Source organism: Lysobacter sp. Soil_C_15 (assembly GCF_057657315.1).
Genome location: NZ_JBDGIR010000012.1, coordinates 51,264 through 74,773, shown reverse-complemented (window position 1 = coordinate 74,773; position 23,510 = coordinate 51,264). Strand labels below are relative to the sequence as shown.

General features: G+C 67.8%; 21 protein-coding genes and 4 tRNA genes. 15 read left to right on the top strand and 10 right to left on the bottom strand.

Going from position 1 to position 23,510, the window contains the following annotated elements:
* Positions 1-173 precede the first annotated feature (173 nt).
* The 3 genes from AC3A57_RS21240 to trxA form a co-directional block, all read right to left on the bottom strand.
* Positions 174-2,195 (bottom strand): bifunctional serine/threonine-protein kinase/formylglycine-generating enzyme family protein, encoded by a 2,022-nt coding sequence (locus AC3A57_RS21240; RefSeq protein WP_487580712.1) that lies wholly within the window; start codon positions 2,193-2,195, stop codon positions 174-176.
* A gap of 165 nt (positions 2,196-2,360) precedes the next feature.
* Positions 2,361-2,813, bottom strand: coding sequence for a DUF4442 domain-containing protein (locus tag AC3A57_RS21235; protein WP_487580711.1), 453 nt, complete (start codon positions 2,811-2,813; stop codon positions 2,361-2,363).
* Between the two features lie 112 nt (positions 2,814-2,925).
* Positions 2,926-3,792 carry a thioredoxin gene (gene trxA, locus AC3A57_RS21230; RefSeq protein WP_487580710.1) on the bottom strand — a complete coding sequence of 289 codons (867 nt, stop codon included), beginning with the start codon at positions 3,790-3,792 and terminating at the stop codon, positions 2,926-2,928.
* A gap of 115 nt (positions 3,793-3,907) precedes the next feature.
* On the opposite strand from trxA, the gene AC3A57_RS21225 reads away from it, so the two are divergent.
* Complete coding sequence (locus AC3A57_RS21225) at positions 3,908-4,594, top strand: DUF998 domain-containing protein (protein ID WP_487580709.1); 687 nt, start codon at positions 3,908-3,910, stop codon at positions 4,592-4,594.
* 75 nt (positions 4,595-4,669) lie between these two features.
* On the opposite strand, the gene AC3A57_RS21220 is transcribed toward AC3A57_RS21225, so the two are convergent.
* From AC3A57_RS21220 to AC3A57_RS21205, 4 genes are all read right to left on the bottom strand, one after another.
* Positions 4,670-4,879 carry a hypothetical protein gene (locus AC3A57_RS21220; RefSeq protein ID WP_487580708.1) on the bottom strand — a complete coding sequence of 70 codons (210 nt, stop codon included), beginning with the start codon at positions 4,877-4,879 and terminating at the stop codon, positions 4,670-4,672.
* Between the two features lie 226 nt (positions 4,880-5,105).
* Positions 5,106-6,524: an XVIPCD domain-containing protein gene (locus AC3A57_RS21215; protein WP_487580707.1), complete on the bottom strand. Its 1,419-nt coding sequence runs from the start codon at positions 6,522-6,524 to the stop codon at positions 5,106-5,108.
* A 25-nt stretch (positions 6,525-6,549) separates the two neighbouring features.
* Positions 6,550-7,080 (bottom strand): hypothetical protein, encoded by a 531-nt coding sequence (locus AC3A57_RS21210; RefSeq protein ID WP_487580706.1) that lies wholly within the window; start codon positions 7,078-7,080, stop codon positions 6,550-6,552.
* A gap of 455 nt (positions 7,081-7,535) precedes the next feature.
* The gene (locus AC3A57_RS21205; protein WP_487580705.1) at positions 7,536-8,033 is read right to left on the bottom strand and encodes a winged helix-turn-helix transcriptional regulator; all 498 of its coding nucleotides are present in this window, start codon (positions 8,031-8,033) and stop codon (positions 7,536-7,538) included.
* On the opposite strand from AC3A57_RS21205, the gene AC3A57_RS21200 reads away from it, so the two are divergent.
* The gene (locus AC3A57_RS21200) at positions 8,028-8,627 is read left to right on the top strand and encodes a hypothetical protein (RefSeq protein WP_487580704.1); all 600 of its coding nucleotides are present in this window, start codon (positions 8,028-8,030) and stop codon (positions 8,625-8,627) included. The genes AC3A57_RS21205 and AC3A57_RS21200 overlap by 6 nt on opposite strands.
* 146 nt (positions 8,628-8,773) lie before the next feature.
* Here AC3A57_RS21200 and AC3A57_RS21195 read toward each other — a convergent pair whose 3' ends face one another.
* Positions 8,774-10,081: a metal-dependent hydrolase family protein gene (locus AC3A57_RS21195; RefSeq protein ID WP_487580703.1), complete on the bottom strand. Its 1,308-nt coding sequence runs from the start codon at positions 10,079-10,081 to the stop codon at positions 8,774-8,776.
* A gap of 196 nt (positions 10,082-10,277) precedes the next feature.
* Between AC3A57_RS21195 and leuS the strand changes: the two genes are divergently transcribed.
* From leuS to rsfS, 6 genes are all read left to right on the top strand, one after another.
* Positions 10,278-13,049, top strand: coding sequence for a leucine--tRNA ligase (leuS, locus tag AC3A57_RS21190; RefSeq protein ID WP_487580702.1), 2,772 nt, complete (start codon positions 10,278-10,280; stop codon positions 13,047-13,049).
* Between the two features lie 317 nt (positions 13,050-13,366).
* Complete coding sequence (locus AC3A57_RS21185) at positions 13,367-14,020, top strand: glutathione S-transferase family protein (RefSeq protein ID WP_487580701.1); 654 nt, start codon at positions 13,367-13,369, stop codon at positions 14,018-14,020.
* A gap of 80 nt (positions 14,021-14,100) precedes the next feature.
* Positions 14,101-14,622 carry an LPS assembly lipoprotein LptE gene (locus tag AC3A57_RS21180; protein WP_221673300.1) on the top strand — a complete coding sequence of 174 codons (522 nt, stop codon included), beginning with the start codon at positions 14,101-14,103 and terminating at the stop codon, positions 14,620-14,622.
* 37 nt (positions 14,623-14,659) lie between these two features.
* Positions 14,660-15,706 carry a DNA polymerase III subunit delta gene (gene holA, locus AC3A57_RS21175; RefSeq protein WP_221673299.1) on the top strand — a complete coding sequence of 349 codons (1,047 nt, stop codon included), beginning with the start codon at positions 14,660-14,662 and terminating at the stop codon, positions 15,704-15,706.
* 9 nt (positions 15,707-15,715) lie between these two features.
* A complete protein-coding gene (nadD, locus tag AC3A57_RS21170) occupies positions 15,716-16,390 on the top strand; it encodes a nicotinate-nucleotide adenylyltransferase (RefSeq protein WP_487580700.1) in 675 nt (224 codons plus the stop codon).
* A 35-nt stretch (positions 16,391-16,425) separates the two neighbouring features.
* On the top strand, positions 16,426-16,860 hold the full coding sequence (gene rsfS / locus AC3A57_RS21165) for a ribosome silencing factor (RefSeq protein ID WP_221673297.1): 435 nt from the start codon (positions 16,426-16,428) through the stop codon (positions 16,858-16,860).
* 141 nt (positions 16,861-17,001) lie between these two features.
* Here the strand turns inward: rsfS and AC3A57_RS21160 are convergent, their stop codons facing one another.
* The gene (locus AC3A57_RS21160) at positions 17,002-17,760 is read right to left on the bottom strand and encodes a Bax inhibitor-1/YccA family protein (RefSeq protein WP_487580699.1); all 759 of its coding nucleotides are present in this window, start codon (positions 17,758-17,760) and stop codon (positions 17,002-17,004) included.
* 276 nt (positions 17,761-18,036) lie between these two features.
* Here AC3A57_RS21160 and AC3A57_RS21155 point away from each other — a divergent pair.
* The 5 genes from AC3A57_RS21155 to AC3A57_RS21135 all read left to right on the top strand — a co-directional run bounded on the left by AC3A57_RS21155 (position 18,037) and on the right by AC3A57_RS21135 (position 20,008).
* Positions 18,037-18,113: transfer RNA gene (locus AC3A57_RS21155), tRNA-Pro, on the top strand.
* A 39-nt stretch (positions 18,114-18,152) separates the two neighbouring features.
* A tRNA-Arg gene (locus AC3A57_RS21150) sits at positions 18,153-18,229 on the top strand.
* A gap of 50 nt (positions 18,230-18,279) precedes the next feature.
* Positions 18,280-18,356 (top strand) — tRNA-His (locus tag AC3A57_RS21145).
* 88 nt (positions 18,357-18,444) lie between these two features.
* Positions 18,445-18,520: transfer RNA gene (locus AC3A57_RS21140), tRNA-Lys, on the top strand.
* 315 nt (positions 18,521-18,835) lie between these two features.
* Positions 18,836-20,008: a serine hydrolase domain-containing protein gene (locus AC3A57_RS21135; RefSeq protein ID WP_487580698.1), complete on the top strand. Its 1,173-nt coding sequence runs from the start codon at positions 18,836-18,838 to the stop codon at positions 20,006-20,008.
* Between the two features lie 141 nt (positions 20,009-20,149).
* Here the strand turns inward: AC3A57_RS21135 and AC3A57_RS21130 are convergent, their stop codons facing one another.
* The gene (locus AC3A57_RS21130) at positions 20,150-20,998 is read right to left on the bottom strand and encodes a LysR family transcriptional regulator (RefSeq protein WP_487580697.1); all 849 of its coding nucleotides are present in this window, start codon (positions 20,996-20,998) and stop codon (positions 20,150-20,152) included.
* 215 nt (positions 20,999-21,213) lie between these two features.
* Between AC3A57_RS21130 and AC3A57_RS21125 the strand changes: the two genes are divergently transcribed.
* Both AC3A57_RS21125 and AC3A57_RS21120 read left to right on the top strand, forming a co-directional pair.
* Entirely contained in the window at positions 21,214-21,960 is a 747-nt protein-coding gene (locus tag AC3A57_RS21125) for an SDR family oxidoreductase (RefSeq protein WP_487580696.1), read from the top strand.
* A gap of 26 nt (positions 21,961-21,986) precedes the next feature.
* Entirely contained in the window at positions 21,987-23,501 is a 1,515-nt protein-coding gene (locus AC3A57_RS21120) for an MFS transporter (RefSeq protein WP_487580695.1), read from the top strand.
* Positions 23,502-23,510 lie beyond the last annotated feature (9 nt).

Here is a 23,510-nt window from a genome sequence, read left to right as displayed (position 1 = left end):
CGAAGCCCGGTAGATCGGAAAGGGGCAGCGGAGTCGTCGGCATCGGAGGACGGCGTGATGTTGCGTCGCCTCGGTCGGTCGCGGCTTATGACCTCAGGAAATCCCCGTGGGACGCCGCTCCTACAGGGCGCCGTCCCAATGAATGACGGCCGCGTCGCCGCGGCCGTCATCGCTCAGCGTTCGCGCACCAGGCGGAAGCCGACGTCGTCGTAGCCGCGGCTGCCGCTCAGCGGGCGCTGCGCAGTGCGGCTGCGCCAGGAGGTGCCGCCGACCTGGCGCTGCTGGCAGTTGCGGCCGCAGTCGCCGGACCACATCGACAACGCGCGGCCGCCGGTGGCGGGCATGCGCTGGGCTTCCTCGGCGGTCGGCAGGCGGTAGCTGCGGCCGGTCTGCTGGCTGTACCAGCGCGCATAGGCTTCGGCGTCGGCGATCGACACGCACACCACCGGCTCGGCCTCGCCCTGGTCGAAGCCCGGCGCGCGCCAGTCCTTGGGTGCGATCACCCGCAACAGCGAGACGCGTTCGCGGCACAGCGCCGGGGTGCGGCCGTTGGCGTTGGCGAAGCGTGCGTACTCGCCGCGGCTGACCGGGCGCGGATTGAAGCTGACCGCGACGCTGGCGGTCGGCGAGGCGGCGATCGCGCCCGGCGCGCCGCGCGCCACCGCGCCGTCGCCGGCGATGCCGCGCGCCTGCGCGACCAGCCGGGTCGAGACGTTGCGCGGCAAGCCGAACTCTTCGGCCAGGGCGATCACTTTGCCGGCATCGGCGCCGTCGCCGCGGCGTGCGGCCTGCTCGAGCCTGGCCTCCAGCGCGGCCGAGGCCTTTTCGCGCAGGCCGCGCTGAGCCGCCGAGTCGGCGGTGCCGGTCTGCTGGCCGAGCGCGGTGGCGTTGACCAGATGCTCGCGCGCACGCTGGTCGCGGCCTTCGCGCAGGTCGCGGGCCATTTCCTCGGCGAAGGCCCGGGTCAGTTCCTCGACCACCGCGGCGACTTCCGGATCGGTGCTGTCCAGGTGCCAGGCGGTGAGCAGGCTGTTGTAGGCGTTGGCGTCGGCGGGCGCGGCCAGCCGGCCCTGGGCGATGTAGTTGCGCGCGGACTGCAGCGAATCCTGCAACGGCGCGGTCGGCAGCGGCGCCATCATCGCCTGGGTCGGATCGGGCTCGGCCGCGGCGCTGCGTTGCGCATCGGCCGCGGGCTGGGCGCGGAAGAAACCGTCCTTTTCGACCCGGTTGAGGCCGAAGGCCAGGGTCACCAGGGCGATCGCGACCACCGCCAGGCCGGCCCAGGCCGGCGTGGCCCAGCGCTTGAGCGGGCGCAAGTGGGCCATGCCGCGGGCCAGCGCGGACATCTCGCCGCGGTGCTTGATCTCGGCCATCGCGGCGGCCATTTCGGCCGCGTCGGCGAAGCGTTGCTCGGGCTGCTTGGCCAAAGCGCGGTTCATGAAGCGCTGCCAATGCTTGAGCGCCGGCGGCAACTTGGGGATCGGGTCCTGCGCGTGCATCACCGCCATCGACAGCGCGTCAGGCGCTTCGAACGGCAGCCGTCCGGTCAGCATTTCCCAGATCAGCACGCCCAGGCTGTAGAGGTCGGCGCGGCCGTCGACGTCTTCGCCGCGCGCCTGCTCCGGCGCCATGTAGGCGGTGCTGCCGACCGCCAGGCCGGTCGCGGTCATGCGCGCGCCGTAGCCGCGGCGCAAGGCGATGCCGAAGTCGGCCAGCAAGGGCCGCTCGGCGATGTCGAACAAGACGTTCTCGGCCTTGACGTCGCGATGCACCACCCCGCGCGCGTGGGCGTACTCCAGCGCCGCCAGCAGCGGCTCGGCGATCGCGATCACCTCGCGCTCGCCGCCGGCGAAGCCCTGCTCGATGCGCTTGCCCAGATGGCCGCGCGGCAGGTACGGCATGGCGTAGTAGGGCAGGCCCTCGCGGGTGCGCCCGACTTCGTGGATGCCGACCACGTTGGGATGTTCCAGGCGCGCGATCGTGCGCACCTCGTTCTCGAACCGGCGCCGGCTGACTTCGTCGGCCAATGCGTGCGGCAGCATGATCTTGACCGCGACTTCGCGGCCGAGCGCGGCTTGCTCGCCCAGGTAGACGGTCGACAGACCGCCGTGGTTGATGATCGCGCGCAGCCGATAGCCCGGAATCTCCGGCATCGGAGCGCTGGCGCCTTCGGTTGGATGGTTCGTGGTGGACATCGCGGCCCCATATCGCGACCGGTCGGCAATCCCGCCGCCGGTGCCCGCATTCGAGCTAGTGTGTCTGTTATTCGACCGTGATGACAAGGGGAGCACAGTCGGACGCTGCCGCGATTCGCTCTGCGAACGCGGTCACAGCTTGGGGCCTGGCAGGTTACGGCGCCGTTAGCGCCGGTCGCGCTTGCGCCGCACGTACAGTTGTTTGCGGATCTTGGCGACAACGTCGCCCTGGCTGTCGACGATGTCGGTGTCGAACCAGCGCAGGCATTTCTCGCCGCCGTCGGTCGCGACGCGCAGTTCGTCCAGGATCGCGTCGTCCAGGACGAATTCCGCGCGCACCGTTCCGCGCCCGGGTTTGACGAATTCGATCGACCCGGAACGGTCCCAGACGATGTAATCCTTGCCCAGGGCCTGCAGCGCCAACAGCATCCAGAACGGATCCGTCATCGCGAACAGGCTGCCGCCGAAGTGGGTGCCGACATAGTTGCGGTTCCACGGCCGCATGCGCAGTTCGACCGCGGCGCGGCGGTAATCGGGCGCGATGGCGGCGACGTGGATGCCGGAGAACAGAAACGGCGGCCACAGGTTGAGGCCGTGGCGCAGGGTGCTGGCTTTCATGCGGGCGACAAGCAGGCGAGTCTGGGAGGGCGGAAACCGAAGCTCCGCCATCCTGCCATACGCATACGTATAGTTAACCCCGGGGCGGCGCGGCCGGTCCCGGGGCGCAGGCTCAGAACAGCAGCGAGGACATCTTGCGCCGGTACTGGCCGACCAGATCGGCGTCTTCGACCACCCGGAAGGCGTCGATCAGGGCCTTGCGCGGCAGGCCGTCCTGGTAGCCGCGGTCGCGCCGCAGCAGTTCGATCAGCTGGTCCAGGCCGGCCTGGTCGCGGCCGGCGGCGATCAGGCGCGCGCCGAGCAGGTAGCGCGCCTGCAGATCGTCCGGCTGGGCGGCGAGGGCCGCCTCCAGGGTCTCCAGCGGCGGCGCGTCGCGGGTCACGGCGAGGAAGCCCAGCCGCGCGCGGGCGCGCAGGCTGCGGTCGTCGGTGGCCAGGTTCGCCGGCAGGCTGTCGAGCAACTGCTCCGATTCCTGCGCGGCGCCGGTGGCGAGCAGGGCCAGGGCCAGGTCTAGCTGCAGCTCGGGCTTGTCCGGCTGCTCGGCGACTTCGCGACGCAGACGCACCACTTCGGCGTGCGGATCGACCGGTGCGGCTTCGACGGGCTCGGCCTCGGCCGGCGCTTCGCCCGGCTCGATGCCGTGATGCTTGAGGAACTCGCGCACCGCGCTTTCCGGCAGCGCTTCGGCGAAGCCGTCGACCAACTGGCCGCCCTTGATCAGGAACACGGTCGGAATCGAGCGGATCTGGAACGCCGCGCCGAGCTGTTGCTCGGCCTCGACATCGACCTTGGCCAGCTCGAACGCGCCGTTGTACTCGCCGGCCAGCTTTTCCAGGATCGGCCCCAGCACCTTGCACGGCTGGCACCAATCGGCCCAGAAATCGACCAGCACCGGCGTCTGCAGCGATTTTTGCAGCACCTCTTCCTGGAAACGTTCGGTGGTGGCGTCGAAGACGTGGGGCAGGGCGGTGGCGGTCATCGGCTGGCTCTTCAAGGGGTCGGCGCGCAAAGTCCGCGCGGGTCGAAACCGGAGGTGGGGGCGGCGCGGACGCAAGGCAAGCGCGCCGGGTCGGTGCGCACGCTAGCATGTGACGATGAAACGCTCATCCAGGCCCGGTCCGGCGATGCCGGGCGCTTCCGCCGCAGGCGCCGCGGCGCCGCGCGCATCGAGTCCGGCCAACCCGCGCCTGCGCTTGGAACCGGCTTTGGCCCTGCTCGCGGCCGTATGCTGCCTCGGCGCCTTGCTCGGCTTCGGCGCCGCGCTCGACGGCTACTCGCAATGGCGCCACCCGCCCGGTCTGCTCGGCGCGCAAGGCATCGCGCGCGCGGCCGCGTTCAACCTGCTCGGCTTCATCGTCCCGGGCCTGCTGCTGGCCGCGCTGGCCTGGCGACTGCGCGAACGCTACGACGCGCTCGGCGCCGCCGCGCGCATCGGCGCCTGGCTGTGCGCCCTGTCGGCGCTGGCCTGGGCCGGGCAGGGCCTGTTGCGCCTGGATCCGACCGACCTCGACGCCCACGCCAGCCGCCTGCACGCGACCAGTTGGATGCTGTGGTGGCTGGCCTTCGTGCCCGGCGCCGCGCTGCTCGCCCTGGGCGCGCGCAGGACCCGGCCGGCGCTGGCCGCCGTCGCCGCGACCGGCGCCGCCGCGGTGCTGGCGATCGTGATCGGCTCGGAACTGAGGCTGGTCGCGGCGCCGCCGGCGCAGCGCCTGGCCTTGGTGCTGTGGCTGAGCACGTATGCCGGGGCGGCGTGGCTGGCGGTGCGCGGGGAGCGTAGGTAGCTGAGGCCGGCCCGCGCCAGCGCGGCCCGGCGCACTGGGCCGGCTGTGGCGCCGACCGCGCCGATCGATGGCGTCCTACCAGGGAATCGAACAGAAGATGTCCAGGCACTCGTGGTATTCGGCCCGGCAAGCCGCTTCCTCATCCGCGTTGGCGGCCTCGCGCATGCAGGCGCGATAGGGGTAATAACACTCCGGGCAGGGCGGCGCGGCCTGGGTGGTGGCGATCGAGAACGCACCGCCGAACACCAGGGCGCCCACGGCGAGCAGGGATTGCGATCGGGTCATGGCGAAACTCCGTTTCGTAGGGCGGCGCTGTACGCGCTGGGGCGGACGGACGAGGCCCGAGGGCGAGAAAGGAACTTCTGCCGGGCGTGGTCGGCGGCCTGCTTATGACAGGTCCGCTGGGCGGTCGCCGTGACTGGATTCACGCAACGGCGTGCGGCGCTGCGGCATGTCGAGAGGTCCATCGCCTCTGGATTAGAGCGGTCTTCCGGTGAAACTGACTGCGACGCTACAGCTGCATCGTCATTTTGTTGACAGTCTGGCTTTGCGATTGCGTATCCACCTGCTGAGACTGGGTCTTCTCTTGAGCGCGTTGCAGGTTGATCTGCTCGACCTGTTCGAGGCTACGCTCTGCGGGAATCCGTGCTGCCGCGTTCATTTCCACTCGGGTGGTGAAGAACGGATCTTTGTCGCCGTGCGGGGCGTAGACCGCGAAGGCGTTGGTCTCGCCCTGCGCGGTCGTGTTGCCGATGACTACGCGGTCGAGCCGATGGCTGAGCGTGTCGGCTTTGTGCTCTCGTAGCAGCGCCGCGGCGATATTGGCGCTTTGCTCGGCGTTCCATCGACCGTCCGCGGCGACCGTCGAGTGAATAGCTTGGAACGCCTTGTGATCGGGATGAGACGGGTGGGAGGCCAAGACCCGACTGGCTTGTGACGTTGTCGCCGTCTCCGTCCGAGGCGTGGGCGTATTGGGGGCATCACGGGTATGGGAAATGCTGTCGTGCCGGCGCTGTCCGTTGCTGATGTCGACGTAATCGAAGGAACGGCCTTTGCCGCCTAAGTTCACACCGGCCTCCTCGATGAGTCGCGAGTCGAGCTTCAGCCGTCGCATGTCGAGTTCGATTTCCGGTACATGCATGGAAGTGCCGCGAGCATAATCGGACTGCATGGCGGCGAGCGCGCGGATGACATATGCGCCGTTATAGGCCTGGTAGCCGGATTTTCCGTGTTGGCCGATGGTTTCCGTGGTATCGGTGTAGCATCGTTCCATCGCATGCAGCGACGGGCTGCCATGGAACTTGCCAGGGCCGATTTGAATCGTGCCGTCCGGCGATGGCTTCAGTCCGCTGGCAAGTTGAAATCGGTCATTGTCTTGGTTGACACAAGGCGAGCCGGGCGCCGCGCGCCTGAGAAAATCGATTTCGATGAAGACTCCATTATTGCCCTGAGTTACGCGGCTGGCCAAGGCGTTCATGCCTAGCAGTTCCGCCATTGCTTCGTTGCGCCTCATGAAATCTAGATAACGCTCCGCGTAATCGGTTAGGTCTGCCCCAACGCTGTCCCGGGATGCTTCCCGGATCGTCTGAGTAGCGAGTGTTTGCAGGCGGCGGCGCTCAAGTTCTTCGGCTTCTGCAAGGAGCGCATGTCCGGATTCATGGCCGACCACGACCGCGAGATTATCCAGTCTGGATAGTTCGTCGTTGTGCCTGTGCTTGAAGAAATTGTCGGCCTGAAGATAGATGGTGTCCGATTCGGCGCTGTAACGGCCCGACTGGTGCGGATCAGTGGTTACGCGGAAACGTTTCAACGCGCCGCTTTCTACGGCATCCATTATTATGTTCGATAGGTACGGCGAGCTGGCTATGGTTGCTTCCAGGTCCGATGCGGCGTTTGCCGGCAGTCCGGCCTGGTTTGCGAACTCATCCATCAGCGGCCGCAGTTCCGGTTGAACCCTAGGCATCGTCGTTGTCCGTGGAGTTGGCAAGGAATTCGACGCTCAGAACACAAGCTATTTTCGTGTCGTCTGCGTAGTAGATATCTGCCTCGGCGACTAATTCGTCCCGACCGGACTGGGTTTGTTTCCGATACAGCGAATGCTCGTGGCCTTTCCGGTCGGTCGTGCGGACTGGCGCCCGATAGCCTGCGGCGCGTGCATGTTCATCCAGTACGGAAAGCGGAAACGGGCACGCCGAGACCGCAAATTCGCGGCGACGGGGATCGCCGCGGGCACCCTCGGGAGCGAAGGCAATTGCCACGGTGAACCGGCCCAATCGTTCACCGCCCGGGGCGAAGGCGGAAATGCGGTAGCTTCGTCCGCCGGGCATTGGGCCATGCACCACCCAGCCTCTCCCGTTCGGCCAGTCAGGATCGGGGGCGAGCGTTACTCCCAGCGCCGTATTAACGCGTTCCGGTCGAATGTCTTCTTGAGCTTTTAGCTCGGCCATATAGGTGAGCGTACGGGCTATCAAGACCTCTGCCTCCATAGGCGCACTCATTGGCGTGGGAGGCTTCGGGAGGTGGGGCTGCGTGTGGGTTTGGCTAGTGGTCTCTGCAGCGATCCGATCCAACTTCTCAGCCACCGAATCGGCAGCCACAAAACCGTCGGGTAGAGGGGAGACAGTCATCGGGAGATCCTTTTCCTGAAGCTCGGCTTGAGCCGGTTTTTGCGCGCAGCCCGCCAATACCAAGCAGGCCAGAAGACCGGCAATAGATTGGATGCTAGATGAGCGCGCGGGCATAACACGTCCCTTTCGGAGAATGCGATTGATGCGATCGAGCGATGGAGTTTCTGCCTGAGTTTACGCCCGACCTATCCGCCCGTCTCCTTCATATTCGTCCACAAATAGTCGCGGCTTCTTCTCTCTCCAAGGGGGCGTCCCGCCGCGGCTTGCGGCTGGACGGGCTTTATCCGCGAAGCAGGCGGGAATCGCTTGGTCCCTCAGGTGGGCGACTGCGGGAGACTCTCGCCGCAGCCCCTGCCATCCGAACGCCGCTCCGCCGACGAACGCCGCAGATGCCCTTCGCCCCATACGCGCACGGCTTCGACGATCGGCGCCACGGTGTGCCCGTACTCGGTGAGCCGGTAGATCACCGGCGCGGGAACGTCGCCGGTCGGGATGCGGGCGACCAGGCCGTCGGCTTCGAGTTCGCGCAGTTGCTGGGCCAGCACCTTGGGCGAGATCGGCGCGGCCCGGCCGCGCAGGCCAGCGAAATGCAGTTCGCTGTGCGCCAGCCAGTAGAGGATTGTCAGCTTCCATTTGCCGCCGATTGCGGCGAAGGCCGCCGCCAGCGGGCAGCCTTCGAGCGGATTGGCGCGGGCCGGGCTGGATCGGGCCGGATGGTGCCGGGCATGGTTACCTGCAGGTGCGTTCTTGTTCATGGCGGCCTCGCGCTCGCATCCTCGGCGCATCATGGGAGCGAGGACGAGACGATGCAACGCAAGGGAGCTTGGATCGGTCACGCCTGTCTGGCGATCGCGCTGCTGGCGCCGAACGCGATCGCGCAACAGTCGCCGCGGCATGGCGTGGCCCAGGCTTTGCCCAGCGACAGCCAGCACGATTTCGACTGGGAGATCGGCGTGTGGAGAACCGAGTTGCGCAGGCTGGCGAACCCGCTGTCGGGGTCGCAGGAGTGGCTGGAATATTCCGGCACCAGCGTCGTGCGCCAGGTGATGGGCGGGCGCGCCAACCTGGTCGAGCTGCGCGTGCAGGGGGCGGCGGGACAGATCGAGGGCGTGAACCTGCGCCTGTACAACCCGCTGGTGCGGCAGTGGAGCCTGCACTACGCCAGCCTGCGCAATGGTGCGCTGACCCGGCCGGTCCATGGCGGCTTCCGCGACGGGCGCGGCGAGTTCTACGGGCTGGAGGACCTCGACGGCAAGGCGGTGCTGGTCCGCTTCGTCATCACCCGCATCGCCGCCGACACGGCGCGGTTCGAGCAGGCGTATTCGGCGGACGGCGGGCGCAGTTGGGAGGTCAACTGGATCGCGACCGATACGCGCATCGGTAACGTCGATCCGGCCAGGCCTTAGGTCGATAGAGTAGGGCCGCGCGGGCGGTAGCGACTAGGACAGGACGCTCCTGCTCACGTCGAGGCGGCCATAGCGAAGGATGGCGGCATCGCCGCGACAGGGACGGAGGGGGTTAAGCGGGCTTACCCCCCTGCGTCCCTGCGAAGTCAAAGCGCCTGCTTGTAGATCTGCCCGTCCTTCATCACGAAGTCGACCTTCAGCACCGCGTTGATGTCCTCGACCGGGTTGCCGGGGACGGCGACGATGTCGGCGCGCTTGCCGGGCTCGATCGTGCCCTGGTCGTCCACGCCCAGCACTTCGGCGGCGCGGATGGTGGCGGCCTGCAGGGCCGTCGCGGCGGGGATGCCGGCTTCGACCATGTACAGGAACTCGCGCGCGTTGTCGCCGTGCGGGCCGACGCCCATGTCGGTGCCGAAGGCGATCTTGACCCCGCTCTTGTAGGCCTTGGCGGCGGTGTCCTGGATCAGCGCGCCGATCCGCGCCGCCTTGGGCCGCACCACTTCGGGGAAGTAGCCGTCGAGCTTGGCCTTGTCGGCGACGAAGCGGCCGGCGTAGACGGTGGGCACGTACCAGGTGCCTTTCTGCTTCATCAGGTTCATGACCTCGTCGGTCATGTAGGTGCCGTGCTCGATCGAGGTCACCCCGCCGAGGATCGCGCGCTTCATGCCCTCGGTGCCGTGGGCGTGGGCGGCCACGCGGTAACCGTAGTCGCGCGCGGTGTCGACGATGGCCTTGACTTCCTCGACGGTGAACTGCGGCGCGTCGCCGGACTTGGCGTAGCTCAGCACGCCGCCGGTGGCGGTGATCTTGATCACGTCGCTGCCTTCCTTGTAGCGCTGGCGCACGGCCTGGCGGGCGTCGTCGATCGAGTTGATCACGCCCTCGGTCGGGCCGGGCGGGCCGATCAGGTGCGAGAGCGCGTCGTTGTAGCCGTTGGTCGGGTCGGCGTGGCCGCCGGTGGTGGCGATCGACTTGCCGGCGGCCCAGATCCGCGGGCCGTCGACCAGGCCCTGGTTGATCGCGTCGCGCAGGTGCGGGCTGACCTCGCCGCCGAGGTCGCGCACGCTGGTGAAGCCGGCCAGCAGGGTCTTCTTGGCGTAGCCGACCGCGCGGAAGGCGAAGTCGACCTCGTCCAGGCGGAAGCCCTCGGAATAGCTCTGCGGGCTGGACTGCGAGCCCAGGTGCACGTGCAGGTCGGTCCAGCCGGGGCTGCAGGTGTGGCCGGACAGGTCGATCGCGCGCGCGCCCGGGACCTCGGCGCGGCCGGCCAGGACCTCGGCGACCTTGCCGTCGCGAACCACCACCGTGCGCGCCTCCAGGACCTTGCCGCTGCGTGCGTCGAACAGGCGGCCGCATTGCAGCGCCACCGGCTCGGCGGCGGCGGGAGCGGCCCCGGCGAGGGCGGGGGCAGCGGCGGACAGCACGGCGACGACGGCGGCGGCAAGGCGGGTCATGGGCGGATTCCGGTGCGGAAGGGGCGGAGAAAGGCCCGATCTAAACACGCGCCGGCGGCCGCGGCCGATGCCAAGAGTCATGGTCGGCCGGGCCCCGGCCGGCAAAAAAGGCCCGGCTCGCGCCGCGCCGCGCATGGCGGCGGTTTGTGCGCTGCGGTAGGCTTGCCGGTCCTGTCCTTTCGCTTCCCGCCTGCCCGTGTCCACCGACGTCTCCCCCGCATCGCACGACCCCAAGCACGAAACCAAGGCCTTCGACCCCGGCGCGGTCGAATCCGCCGCCCAGCGCTATTGGGACGAGTCCCGCGCGTTCGAGGTCGACGAATCGTCGGACAAGCCCAAGTACTACTGCCTGTCGATGCTGCCGTACCCGTCCGGCGCGCTGCACATGGGCCACGTGCGCAACTACACCATCGGCGACGTGATCAGCCGCTACAAGCGCATGACCGGCCACAACGTGCTGCAGCCGATGGGCTGGGACGCGTTCGGCCTGCCGGCCGAGAACGCCGCGATCAAGAACAAGACCGCGCCGGCGAAGTGGACCTACGCCAACATCGCCCACATGAAGGCGCAGCTGAAGCAGCTGGGCTACGCCATCGACTGGTCGCGCGAATTCGCCACCTGCACCCCGGACTACTACGTCCACGAGCAGCGCATGTTCGTGCGGCTGATGAAACAGGGCCTGGCCTACCGCAAGAACTCGGTGGTCAACTGGGATCCGGTCGACCAGACCGTGCTGGCCAACGAGCAGGTCATCGACGGCCGCGGCTGGCGCACCGGCGCCCTGGTCGAGAAGCGCGAGATCCCGCAGTGGTTCCTCAAGATCACCGACTACGCCCAGGAGTTGCTCGACGGCCTGGACGCGCTGCCGGGCTGGCCGGACGCGGTCAAGACCATGCAACGCAACTGGATCGGCCGCAGCGAGGGCCTGGAAATCCGCTTCGACGTGGTCGACGAGCACGGCGCCGCGGTCGCGCCGCTGACCGTGTTCACCACCCGTCCGGACACCCTGATGGGGGTGAGCTTCGTCTCGATCGCCGCCGAGCACCCGCTGGCCGCGCACGCCGCGCGCAGCGACGCCGACCTGGCCGAATTCATCGCCGAGCTGCGCCGCGGCGGGGTCTCCGAGGCCGAACTGGAAACCCAGGAGAAGCGCGGCCGCGACACCGGCCTGCGCGCGATCCATCCGGTCACCGGCGAAGCGGTGCCGGTGTACGTGGCCAACTTCGTGCTGATGAACTACGGCACCGGCGCGGTCATGGCCGTGCCCGGCCACGACCAGCGCGACTGGGAGTTCGCCAAGCGCTATCAGCTGCCGATCAGGACCGTGATCGTGCCCGACGCGGTGCGCGACGCCCTGGCCGAGATCGGCCACGACCTGATCGCGCACAAGGACCCGATGCAGGCCGCCCTGGGCGGCGCGCCCGCGGTCGACGTGTACGAGACCAGCGCCGCGGTGCAGGTGGTCGAGCAATTCGTCCAGGGCATCGCCGAGCAGGCCGCGTTCACCGAGCGCGGCTGGCTGGTCAATTCGGGCGAGTACGACGGCATGGACTTCCAGCAGGCGCTGGACGCGCTGGCCGCGCGCTTCGAGGCCGACGGCCGCGGCGCGCGCCGGGTCAACTACCGCCTGCGCGACTGGGGCGTCAGCCGCCAGCGCTATTGGGGCTGCCCGATCCCGGTGATCCTGTGCCCGGCCTGCGGCGACGTGCCCGTGCCTGAGGATCAACTGCCGGTGGTGCTGCCGGAGGACGTCGAGTTCAGCGGCGTCGCCTCGCCGATCAAGGCCGATCCGAACTGGCGCAAGACCACCTGCCCGAGCTGCGGCGGCGCGGCCGAGCGCGAGACCGACACCTTCGACACCTTCATGGAGTCGAGCTGGTACTACGCCCGCTACACCTCGCCGGGCGCGGCCCAGCAGGTCGACGAGCGGGCCAAGTACTGGACCCCGGTCGACCAGTACATCGGCGGCATCGAGCACGCGATCCTGCACCTGATGTATTTCCGCTTCTATCACAAGCTGATGCGCGACCAGGGGTTGGTGAACAGCGACGAGCCCGCGGTCAACCTGATGACCCAGGGCATGGTGATCGCCGAGACCTTCTATCGCGACAACGGCGACGGTTCCAAGGACTGGATCAATCCGGCCGACGTGGAGACGGTGCGCGACGAGCGCGGCCGCATCACCGGCGCGGTGCTCAAGGCCGACGGCCAGCCGGTGCAGATCGGCGGCACCGAGAAGATGTCCAAGTCGAAGAACAACGGCGTCGACCCGCAGTTGATGGTCGGCAAGTACGGCGCCGACACGGTGCGTCTGTTCTCGATGTTCGCCGCGCCGCCGGACCAGTCGCTGGAGTGGAACGAGGCCGGCGTGGAAGGCATGGCGCGGTTCCTGCGCCGGCTGTGGACGGCGGTGCACAAGCACGCCGACGGCGGCGCCGCGCCGGCGCTGGACGCGGCAACGCTGAGCGCGCCGCAGAAGACCCTGCGCCGGCAGATCCACGAGGCGGTGCAGAAGGTCGGCGGCGACTACGGCCGCCGCCACAGCTTCAACACCGCGATCGCCGCGGTGATGGAACTGCTCAACCACGTGTACAAGTTCGACGACGCCAGCGACAACGGCCGCGCCCTGCGCCAGGAGGCGCTGGAAGCGATGGTGCTGCTGCTCAATCCGATCACCCCGCACACCAGCCATGCGCTGTGGCAGGCGTTGGGCCACGCCGAGACCCTGCTCGAAGACCTGCCGTTCCCGCAGGCCGACGAGGCCGCGCTGGCGCGCGACGCGGTGACCCTGGCGGTGCAGGTCAACGGCAAGCTGCGCGGCACCATCGAGGTGGCGGTCAACACGCCCAAGGACGAGATCGAGCAACTGGCCCTGGCCGAGCCGAACGCGGTCAAGTACATGGAAGGCCTGACCGTGCGCAAGGTGATCGTGGTGCCGGGCAAGATCGTCAACATCGTCGCCAGCTGACCGCATCGAAAGCCGCACGCGCGGAGCGGGAGGCGACGGCGTAGGGCAAGAGCGCAAGGCAAGAGCGCAAGGCAAATCCCCCCTGGCCCCCCTTTTTCAAAGGGGGGAATCCGGTAGGTGAGCGCATCGTTGCCGCAGCCGCTGCCGTCTGCCGTTGGTGGCGCTGGCGCCGTCGGCTGTTGTCGCATTGCCGTTGCCGTTGCCGTTGCGGTTGCCGTTGCGGTTGCTGTTCCCCCCTTTGAAAAAGGGGGGCAGGGGGGATTTGCTTCGCTCTTGCTCCCACCCTCATCCCCAGCCCCATCTCCGACCCGCCCGCCATGACCCCGATCCTCTACTGCCACCCCGATTCCGGTTTCAGCTACAAGGTCGCCTTGGCCCTGCGCCTGCTCGGGATCGAGTTCGAACAGCGCCAGGTCGACATCCGCCGCCCGCGCGACCAACGCTCGCAGGAGTTCCGCGAGCTCGCCGCGCACGGCGAGATTCCGGTGCTGCGCATCGACGGCCGGGTGCTGTGCCAGTCGAACGTGATCCTCGACTACCTGGCCGAGCGCGAGGGCCGCCTGGACGGCGCCGATCTCGACCAGCGCCTGCAGGTGCGCGAATGGCTGAGCTGGGAGGCCAACCGGGTCAGCCTCAACCTCGCCCACTCGCGCTACGGCCGCCAGTTCGGCGGCTACGACCCGGCGGTGCTGGCCTGGTACGACCGCCGCTCGATCGCCGACCTCGACCGCCTGCAGGCCCAGCTCAGCGCCACGCCGTGGCTGGCCGGAGCGGCGCCGACCATCGCCGACGTGGCCTGCAACGGCTACCTGTTCTACGCGGTCGAGCCCTGGGCCGAAGCCGCCGGCTTCCCGGCGCGGACCTGGGCCGAGCGCTGGCCGGCGGTGCAGGGCTGGCAGCAGCGGCTGCTGGCGCTGCCCGGCGCGCAAACCCCGCAGGCGTTGTTCGCCGGGCACGAGATCCGGTACTGAGTCGCGCCATGGCGCGGCGAGGCGGCGCGGTTCAGGCTCCGCTATTGATGCCCGCAGCCGCCTCGTCCAGACTTCGCCCCATGACGCCTCGCTCCCCCTTTCTGCGCGCCGCCGTGCGCACTTCGCTCGCGGCCGCGGTGCTGGCCCTGTCGGCCTGCGGTTTCCAGTTGCGCCAGGCCCTGACCCTGCCGCCCGACCTCGGTCCGGTGCGGGTGGTCTCCTCCGACCGCTACAGCCCCTTGGCCGAATCGCTGGCCCAGGCCCTGACCCGCGCCGGCGCGGTGCCGGCGACCGCGGACAGCAGCGAAGTCGCGGTGCTCGACCTGATGTCCGAGCGCTGGGGCGACACCCCGGCCGCGCTCGACGAACTCGGCCGCGTGCAGGAGTACACCCTGCGCTACGCGGTGGTGTTCGAACTGCGCAAGGCCGACGGCTCGGCGCTGCTGCCGCGGCAGAGCGTGGAGCTGGCGCGCGACTACGTCGCCAACCCGGTCAACGCGATCGGCACCGAGGGCGAGCGCGAAATCCTGATGCGCGAGCTGCGTCGCGAAATGAGCGCCGCGGTGCTGCGCCGAGTCGGCGCGGTCAGCGAGCGGCGCTGAGCGGCGCCCGGCTCGCGCCGATGAGGCATCGCCGATCATGGAACTGACTCCCGAGCGTCTGCTCGGCCAACTCGACGCCGAACCGCTGCGCCCGGCCTATCTGATCGCCGGGCCGGAGCCGTTGCGCGTGCTCGAGGCCGCCGATGCGGTGCGCGCCGCCGCGCGCAAGCAGGGCATCGGCGAACGCGAAGTGTTCGAAGCCGAAGGCAACCAGCGCGAGCCGGACTGGAACGCGCTGGCCGGCGCGTTCCGCGCGCCCAGCCTGTTCGCCAGCCGGCGACTGCTCGAGCTGCGCCTGCCCAGCGGCAAGCCGGGCAAGGAGGGCGCCGAAGTCATCGCCGATTTCTGCGCCGACCCGCCGCAGGACGTGAGCCTGCTGGTCACCGCCGGCGAGTGGAGCAAGCAGCACGGCGGCAAGTGGAGCGAGGCCATCGCCCGCATCGGCCACGTCGCCGTCGCCTGGGCGATCAAGCCGCACGAGCTGCCGGAATGGATCGAGCGCCGCCTGCGCGCGCGCGGCCTGCGCGCCGAGCGCGAGGCGGTGCAAAGCCTGGCCGACCGGGTCGAGGGCAACCTGCTCGCCGCCGCGCAGGAGGTCGACAAGCTCGCCCTGCTGTCCGACGGCCAACCGCTGGACCTGGAGCGCATGCAGGCGCTGGTCGCCGACGCGGCGCGCTTCGACGTGTTCCGGGTGCTGGACGCGGCGATGAACGGGCAGGGCGCGCAGGTCTCGCGCATGCTCGCCGGCCTGCGCGCCGAGGGCGAGGCGGTGCCGGCCCTGCTCGGCATGGTGGTGATGGAACTGCAGCGCACCGCGGCCCTGGCCCGGGTCAATGCGCGCGGCGGCAACATCGCCGCCGAATTCAAGGCGCAACGGATCTGGGATTCCAAGCAGCCGATGTACCGGCGCGCGCTGCAGCGCCACGACGCGCGCCGCTGGGAGGCGTTGCTGGCCCAGGCCGGGCGGGTCGACCGCATGGCCAAGGGCCGCGAGGCCGGCGACGCCTGGGTCGCGCTGGAGCGGCTGCTGCTGGCGGTCGCCGAGCCGCGCGCGCTGCGCCTGCTCGCCCTGTCGCCGGGCTGAGGTCCGCCGATGCGCGCGGCGAACGGCGGCGAGCCCGGTCTGCTGGTGTTCTACGGCGGCACTTTCGATCCGATCCACGACGGCCATCTGGCCATCGCCTGCGCCGCGCGCGATGCGCTGACCGCGCAGGTGCGGCTGATGCCGGCTGCCGATCCGCCGCATCGGGCGGTGCCGGGCGCCAGCGCCGCGCATCGCGCGCGCATGCTCGAGCTGGCCGTGGCCGGCGAACCCGGCCTGGTGGTCGACCGGCGCGAGTTGCTGCGCGAGGGCCGATCCTACACGGTCGAGACCCTGCGCGAGGTCCGCGCCGAGGTCGGCCCGGCGCGTCCGCTGGCGCTGCTGGTCGGCGCCGACAGCTTTCTCGGCCTGCCGCAGTGGCGCGAATGGCAGGCGCTGTTCGATCTGGCCCATTTCATCGTCGCCGAACGCCCCGGCAGCCCGCTGGAGCCGGAGCGGATTCCGTTCGCAGCCGGACGCGAGACGGCATCGGTGGACGCGCTGCGCCAGGCCCCGGCCGGCCGGGTCTATCGCCTGCGCCAGCCGTTGCAGGCTGAATCGGCCAGTCAGGTTCGCGCCCGGATCGCCGCCGGCGAGCCCTGGGCGGACCTGGTGCCGCCGCCGGTGGCCGCCTACATCGAGCGGCACGGGCTCTATGACGTGGCCGTTCCCGACGCTCCGGTATAATCCCGGCATATTCCGAAGACAGAGCCGATCGTCCCTTGACCAGCCAAGCCCAAGTCATCAAGACCCAGCTGCCGAACCCGCCGCCGCCGACCGAGCTGCTGCTCAAGACGGTCCATGCCGCGGTGGAAGAACTCAAGGCCAAGGATGTCGTGGAAATCGATGTGCGCGGCAAGAGCAGCGTCACCGACTACATGGTGATCGCGTCGGGCACCTCGACCCGCCACGTCAAGTCGATCGCCGACGAAGTGGTGAAGTTCGCCAAGAACCTCGACGTCATGCCGCTGGGCGTGGAAGGCGAGCGCGAGGCGGAGTGGGTGCTGGTCGACCTCGGCGACGTCGTCGTCCACGTCATGCTGCCGAGGGTGCGCGAGTTCTACGCGCTCGAGCGCCTGTGGACGGTCGGCGACCAGCCGCCGGCGAAGGAAGGCATCGAAGGCGAGTTCGAGATCCAGGACGACGACCGCTTCTGAGTTCCGCTGCGGGCGCCCGTCGCCCGATCGCGAAAACGGCGCCCGCGAGGCGCCGTTTTCGTATCCGCCGCGGACGCTCTCGAAGGGGCAAAAAAGAAAGGGGCGCCGTGGCGCCCCTTCCTGCCGCCCGACGAGGCCGGATCAGTTGCGCGACTGCAGCTTCGACAGCAGGCGCAGGAACTCGACGTACAGCCACACCAGGGTGACCATCAGGCCGAACGCCGCGTACCACTCCATGTGCTTGGGCGCGCCGCGCTCGACCCCGGTTTCGATGAAGTCGAAATCCAGCACCAGGTTCAGCGCCGCGACCACGACCACGAACAGGCTGAAGCCGATGCCGACGATGCCGGACTCGTGGATGTAGGGGATGTTGATGTTGAACAGGCGCAGCACCATGCTGGCCAGGTAGATCAGGAAAATGCCGCCGGTGGCCGCGGCCACGCCGAGCTTGAAGTTCTCGGTCGCCTTGATCAGGCCGGAGCGATAGGCGAACAGCAAAGCGAACATGGTGCCGAAGGTCAGCATCACCGCCTGGATCACGATGCCCGGGAAGCGGGCCTCGAACATCGAGGAGATCGCGCCGAGGAAGAAGCCCTCGACCAGCGCGTACAACGGAGCGGTGACCGGCGCCCAGGCGTGCTTGAAGCTGGTGATCAGGGCCAGGATCAGGCCGCCGATCGCGCCGCCGAGCAGGTAGGGCGTGGCGCCCACCGCGCCTTGCGGGGTGATCTGGATCTGGCTCCAGGCGAAGGAAGCGGTCAGCACCGTCAGCAGCAGCAGGATGCCGGTTTTGTTGACCGTGCCGTTCAGGGTCATCGCCTGGTCGCTGCCGCGCACGACGGCGCCGCTGCCGAGGTCGAGGAAGGTCGATTCCTTCAATGCGGGATTGCCGCTGCGCATGTGTTGCTCCTTGGGAAACGTATCGCTGGATAGGGCGCGGCGCGGGAGACCGGCCGACCGCCGAAGCATACACGGGGCCGGCGGAGGCCGGATCGGCCGGACGGCGGGCCCAGCCGCGCCGCCGGATTCGGCCAAGGCGGCGATGCCCGGAACGAGCGCCGCGAACCGGGTCGGTTCGGCGTGCGTTTCGGAATGCTTCGAGACGATTGACACGGACCGCAGCGCCGACCACACTATGCGGCCTTTCGCGGCATTGGCGTGCCTAGGAAGTCCCTTCGGGGTATAGCTCAGCCTGGTAGAGCGCCAGCTTTGGGAGCTGGATGTCGTGGGTTCGAATCCCTCTGCCCCGACCATCCGTCCCAGGCCGGCCGTCAGTTAAGATTGTTCGACTGGCGCCCGTAGCTCAACCGGATAGAGCACCGGCCTTCTAAGCCGGTGGTTGCAGGTTCGATTCCTGCCGGGCGCGCCAAATCGCAGCGGGACGTAGGCCGAATGGCGTTGCGTTCCGAACGTTTTATGGTGGCTGTAGCTCAGTTGGTTAGAGTACTGGATTGTGATTCCAGTTGTCGGGGGTTCGAGTCCCCTCAGCCACCCCAGTTGCATGGCAGTACGCGGTAATGCAGTAATTTTGAAGTTGTTGTGCGGTGCGAAATCCTGGTGTATCATTTCGCACCTAGCTTCACCGGGCCGTTAGCTCAGTTGGTAGAGCAGTTGACTCTTAATCAATAGGTCCAAGGTTCGAATCCTTGACGGCCCACCAATCCCGGAAAGCCCCAGCGGAAACGCTGGGGCTTTTTCTTTGTCCGCCGCGGGAAAATGAGCCCGCGGCGCAAGGCGCGACCAGCGCCGGCCATACTTCTGCCGGGAGCGGGGCAGTTGATCGAGCGTGCGGCAACCAGGCGGTCGCTTCCGCGGTGGCAGTGCTAAGGTCCGCTTCCTGCCCAAAGCAGACATCTGCGTACGCCTTCTGGTTGCTGGATGGGGCTCCGTCCGAGCGCCCCGGCACAGTCAAACGTCGGCTGGTTGGCCGGCCAACGCAGAAACCCTTCCTACGTTTCCCTTCAAACGCTGACGCATGCAGGCGATTTCGATGATGGTTCGAACCAGGCGATGGCTTAACCACTTCGTATTGTCGACCGTGCTCTTGGCCGCCGGTTGTACGGACGAGCGTGTGCCGGCGAAAGATCTGGGTGCGGACATCGATGAGGTCGCGGCAAGGCTGATTGAGCAGCCGTTGCTCCACTCGGCCTCGATCGGAGTCGTATATCGGGGCCAGGAATTCATCCGTCATCGCGGCGACATGGAAACCGGGAAGCCGGGCCCTCCGACCGATGCGACCCTTTACGAAATCGGTTCGTTGAGCAAGACCATGGCGGGGACCCTGATGGCAAACGCCGTCCTGGAGCGCAGGCTGGGTTTGGACGACGATGTTCGGATGTATCTGCACGGGAACTACCCGAACCTGCAGTACAAGGGCGATCCCATCCGCATCCGCCACCTGCTGTCGCATACCAGCGGCCTGCCGAACATGTTGCCGGAACGCGCGAACAAGGTGCTCGCGGACTTCGCCGATCAGCGTACGCCCCGCGAACTCAATGCCATTTACACCGGCTACGGCAAGGCGGACTTCTTCAGGGACCTGCACGCTGTCGAGATTCGCCAGGTGCCCGGAAAGGATTACGCCTACTCCAGTGCCGGTACCCAACTGGCGGCGCATATCCTGGAGACGGTTTACGACAGCGACTACGAGTCGCTGTTACGCGGGTTCTTTCGCGATTCCGCGGCAATGTCGGGCCTCAGAATCAGGCTGAGCGACGTCGAGGCGCTCCGGCTTGCGGTCGGCTACCACAGTGACAATGCGGTACCGACCACGCCGATGCCGGAGTTGCCCTGGGGCGCCTCCGGAAACGTAAAGGCGACGGTCCCGGAGATGCTGAAGTACCTCAAATTCCAGCTGGCTGGCGGGCCCGTCGTGACGGAATCGCGTCGCGCCCTCGTCGAATTCGATTCCGAGTTCGGTATCGGCTATTTCTGGAACATCGTCGGTGGCGACCGCTTGAAGGGCGTCTACTATGCCCATCATGGCGGCGTGCCCCGATCGCAGTGCTACGTTTACATCATGCCGAAGTACGACCTTGGCATATTCGTCATCACCAACCAGAGCGGCGACAAGACCGCCCGAGCCCTGGAAGCGGCGATCAATACGCTAGTCGAGAGAATAGCCGCGCGAGAAAGTGTCGCTGGTTAGGGCCTGTCCCGATGACGTTAACCGGCCCGCATCTCGGGGCCATCGACTCCAGTCGATAGCTGCTGTGCGGCGATGCCATGTGTCATCGCTCGCCATCGAGGGGTTGAGCCGCGAATGTCCGTTATCGGCCGATTGCAGGCATCAATGGAGCGTCGTTTCGGCGATATCGAGCAAAGCTCTTAGCCGATCCATGTGGCGAAGGTCTTGGTGGTAACCCACCCAGACATCCCTTCCTGGAGGTTCCCCGAACAGGTCGATGCGATGAAGCCCGTCTATTCCCTCGCCAAGCGGTCTCGGCAGTACCGCGACTCCGAGCCCTCGACGGCACATCTGGGCCTGGACGCTCCGGCTGGTACTGGTGAAACCACGCCGTGAGTGCGGGAATCGGTCCAGCAGCCAGGCGACATCCGGGAAGTGCGCCTGGGCCGAGTTCATGAGAATCAGGCTCACGGAACGGGGATCGTTCGCCACCGCGTGCATCGTCGACGCCGATCCATAGAGCCCGTAAGGCATGGTCATCAATCGGCGCTGGACGATGTCCGGCTCGCTGAACGGGACGATGCGGAAGGCCACATCGGCTTCGCGACGGGAAAGGTCGAGCAGTCGGTAGCTCGCGATGACCTCGGGTACGACGCCGGGGTGAAGGCGCCCCAATTCGACAAAGACCGGCGCCAAGACATAGGCAGCGAACCAGTCCGCCGAGGATATCCGCAGGAGGCCTTCGAGCCGCTCATGGTTGCCCGCCAGGCGCCTTTCCATGGACAGCGCCGCCGCCTCCATGGATTCGGCGAGCGATAGCACCGCGTCTCCGGCATCCGTGAGCACCAAGCCGTCTTTCGTCCTGCGGAAGAGCGGTTGCTCGGCCTCGTCTTCGAGCGCCTTTATCCGACGGCCGATGGTGGGGTGGCTCACGCCCAGGCTGCGAGCCGCCTCGCCGAGCGATCTGCCGCGGACGACCGCGAGGAATATCCGGATATCACTCCATTCCATCCCGCGATTGCTCGTTCAAAAATGTACGCGAAATATGCAGGAATGGCAGTCCACAAACAATCCTGTTGATTCCACCATGCCCGCCCCTGCACCGATGGTCTGGCTCTGCGACCCGTGGGCATCCCCGGCGAAGTCCGGGAGATCTCGGTAGATGGGTAAACGCCGTCCTGGCGGGTTGGCCCATCCCGGGCCAGCCTTATCTGGAATCCAACGACATGGGCAAGTTGAACGGGAAAGTGGCGCTCGTCACCGGCGCTTCGAAGGGCATCGGCGCGGGCATCGCGCGTCGGCTGGCGAGCGATGGCGCCAAGGTGGTCGTCAACTACGCCTCGAGCGCATACGAGGCCGAGAAGGTGGTTGCCGGGATCGAAGGCGCCGGCGGAACCGCCGTCGCCGTGCGCGCCGATGTACGCAGCAAAACGCATGTGGATGCGCTCGTCCAGACGGCCGTCGACCGGTTCGGTCGGCTGGATATCGTGATCAACAACGCCGGTATCTATCAGTTCGCAAAGATCGAGGACACCACGGAGGAGCTGTATCGCCAGCAGTTCGACCTCAATGTACTCGGGTCGCTGCTGGTCACGGCAGCCGCCGTGCCCTTCTTGGGCGAAGGCGCCAGCATCATCAACGTCAGTTCCTTCGTCACCCGGATTTTGCCCACCCAAAGCGCGATCTACAGCGGAACGAAAGGCGCTATCGATGCCATCACCGGCGTTCTCTCGCGGGAGCTGGGGCAACGGGGAATCCGCGTCAACGCCGTGAACCCCGGGCTGATCGAGACGGACGGTACGCACGCCAACGGCGTGATGGGCTCGGAGTTCCAGATCTGGAACGAGCAGCAGACCCCGCTCGGCCGGATCGGGCAGGTGACGGACATCGCGTCGATCGTCTCCTTCCTTGCGTCGGACGACGCGGGCTGGGTCACCGGCGAACACATCATCGGCTCGGGCGGCATGCGCTGAGCCGTGGCATTCCGAGGATGAACCTCTTGAGCATCGATCCGAATCCCACCGCAACGGACCCGCGCCGCTGGCCCGCCTTGGCCGTGCTCCTGTCCGGCACGCTGCTGCCTCCGCTCGATTTTTTCATCGTCAACGTGACGTTGCCGGCCATCCGGTCCGATCTGCATGCATCGGCGGATGTCGCGCAACTGGTCGTGTCGGTCTATGCGATGGCCTACGCCGTCACCCTCATCTTGGGCGGTCGCCTGGGGGATCTCCATGGACGCCGGCGTACCTTCGTGGCCGGCATGTTCGGGTTTGGGCTGGCGTCGGCTCTGTGTGGATTTGCAACCTCGCCAAGTGCGCTCATCTTCGGCAGATTTCTGCAGGGGATCTCGGCCGCGGTCATGGCACCGCAGGCCTTGGCGTCCATCCACGCGCTGTTTCCGGCGAGCGAGAAGGGACGCGCGCTCGGTCTTTACGGGGCAACATTTGGATTGGCCTCCGTTGGCGGGCAGCTTCTGGGTGGGCTGCTTGTATCGGCCGATCTTTGGAATATGGGCTGGCGCAGCGTCTTCCTGATCAATCTTCCCGTCATCGCCTTGGCCATTCCCGCCGCGTTGATCCTGGTGCGCGAGACCCGGGGAGAGGAAGCCGGCGGCATGGATTTCGCCGGTGCGATCCTGCTGGCACTGGGCGTGCTGGCGTTGGTGGTTCCGCTGATCGAAGGTCGCGAACATGGGTGGCCGTGGTGGAGCCTGGGCTCGCTGGCGTCGAGTCCTGCACTCTTGGCCCTCTTCTGGCGCTACGAAAAGCATCGGGAGCGCTTGGGGGCGTCGACGCTGGTTCCGCCCTCGGTCATCTCGGCAACCCGCGGATTGCCTCTTGGTCTGCTGGCGGCGGTCCTGCTGTATGCCTTGGCGGCGTTGTTCCTGACGTTCGCGGTGTACCAGCAAGCCGGGCTGGGTCGCGACGCGCTCGCGGCGGGCCTGGCGATTCTTCCGCTCGGCATCGGGCAACTGCTGGGGCCGACGTGCGGTCTCCGGCTCTCGCGATGGCTGGGTTCGAGCGCAGCGACCTTCGGCATGAGTCTGGAAGCCTTCGGCCTGGTCCTGGCGGCCGGGGCGGCGGCGATCGACCGGCCGTCGTGGCTTTGGGTTCCTCTGCTGGTGGTGGGGATCGGACAAGGCATCGCGCTGCCGGCGCTGGTGCGATTGAACGTTGATCTCGTGAAGCCACGCTGGGCAGGCTTGGCGGCCGGCATGGTCAGCGCAGCGATGCAGCTGGGCGCTGCGCTCTCCGTCGCCTTGGTGGGCGGTGTCTTCTTCTCGCTCGCGCCGGATGGAGCAGGCGTCGAAGAGGTGGCATCCGGCTTCGCGGCCGCCTGCGTCGTGATCGCCAGCGCCATGGCCGTGGCCGCCGTTCTCAGCCGGAGGCTGGCGGTGACCGCGAGGGGGGCGCCGGGCTCAGCAGGCGAATCGGCCATGGCGCAGCGACCGCAGACCGCGACACCGCCGGCAAGCCGGGCTCTCCCGGCACAGAAGACCCGTCCGTCGGCATGAAAGCGTCCA

Coding starts and splice junctions, on each gene's coding strand:
- AC3A57_RS21135 (WP_487580698.1), top strand. CDS start 18,836: ATGCAGGCGATTTCGATGATGGTTCGAACCAGGCGATGGCTTAACCAC.
- AC3A57_RS21185 (WP_487580701.1), top strand. CDS start 13,367: ATGACCCCGATCCTCTACTGCCACCCCGATTCCGGTTTCAGCTACAAG.
- AC3A57_RS21125 (WP_487580696.1), top strand. CDS start 21,214: ATGGGCAAGTTGAACGGGAAAGTGGCGCTCGTCACCGGCGCTTCGAAG.
- AC3A57_RS21210 (WP_487580706.1), bottom strand. CDS start 7,080: ATGGAGGCAGAGGTCTTGATAGCCCGTACGCTCACCTATATGGCCGAG.
- AC3A57_RS21195 (WP_487580703.1), bottom strand. CDS start 10,081: ATGACCCGCCTTGCCGCCGCCGTCGTCGCCGTGCTGTCCGCCGCTGCC.
- AC3A57_RS21215 (WP_487580707.1), bottom strand. CDS start 6,524: ATGGATGAGTTCGCAAACCAGGCCGGACTGCCGGCAAACGCCGCATCG.
- AC3A57_RS21220 (WP_487580708.1), bottom strand. CDS start 4,879: ATGACCCGATCGCAATCCCTGCTCGCCGTGGGCGCCCTGGTGTTCGGC.
- AC3A57_RS21180 (WP_221673300.1), top strand. CDS start 14,101: ATGACGCCTCGCTCCCCCTTTCTGCGCGCCGCCGTGCGCACTTCGCTC.
- AC3A57_RS21200 (WP_487580704.1), top strand. CDS start 8,028: ATGCAACGCAAGGGAGCTTGGATCGGTCACGCCTGTCTGGCGATCGCG.
- AC3A57_RS21240 (WP_487580712.1), bottom strand. CDS start 2,195: ATGTCCACCACGAACCATCCAACCGAAGGCGCCAGCGCTCCGATGCCG.
- trxA (WP_487580710.1), bottom strand. CDS start 3,792: ATGACCGCCACCGCCCTGCCCCACGTCTTCGACGCCACCACCGAACGT.
- AC3A57_RS21235 (WP_487580711.1), bottom strand. CDS start 2,813: ATGAAAGCCAGCACCCTGCGCCACGGCCTCAACCTGTGGCCGCCGTTT.
- AC3A57_RS21130 (WP_487580697.1), bottom strand. CDS start 20,998: ATGGAATGGAGTGATATCCGGATATTCCTCGCGGTCGTCCGCGGCAGA.
- holA (WP_221673299.1), top strand. CDS start 14,660: ATGGAACTGACTCCCGAGCGTCTGCTCGGCCAACTCGACGCCGAACCG.
- AC3A57_RS21225 (WP_487580709.1), top strand. CDS start 3,908: ATGAAACGCTCATCCAGGCCCGGTCCGGCGATGCCGGGCGCTTCCGCC.
- AC3A57_RS21160 (WP_487580699.1), bottom strand. CDS start 17,760: ATGCGCAGCGGCAATCCCGCATTGAAGGAATCGACCTTCCTCGACCTC.
- nadD (WP_487580700.1), top strand. CDS start 15,716: ATGCGCGCGGCGAACGGCGGCGAGCCCGGTCTGCTGGTGTTCTACGGC.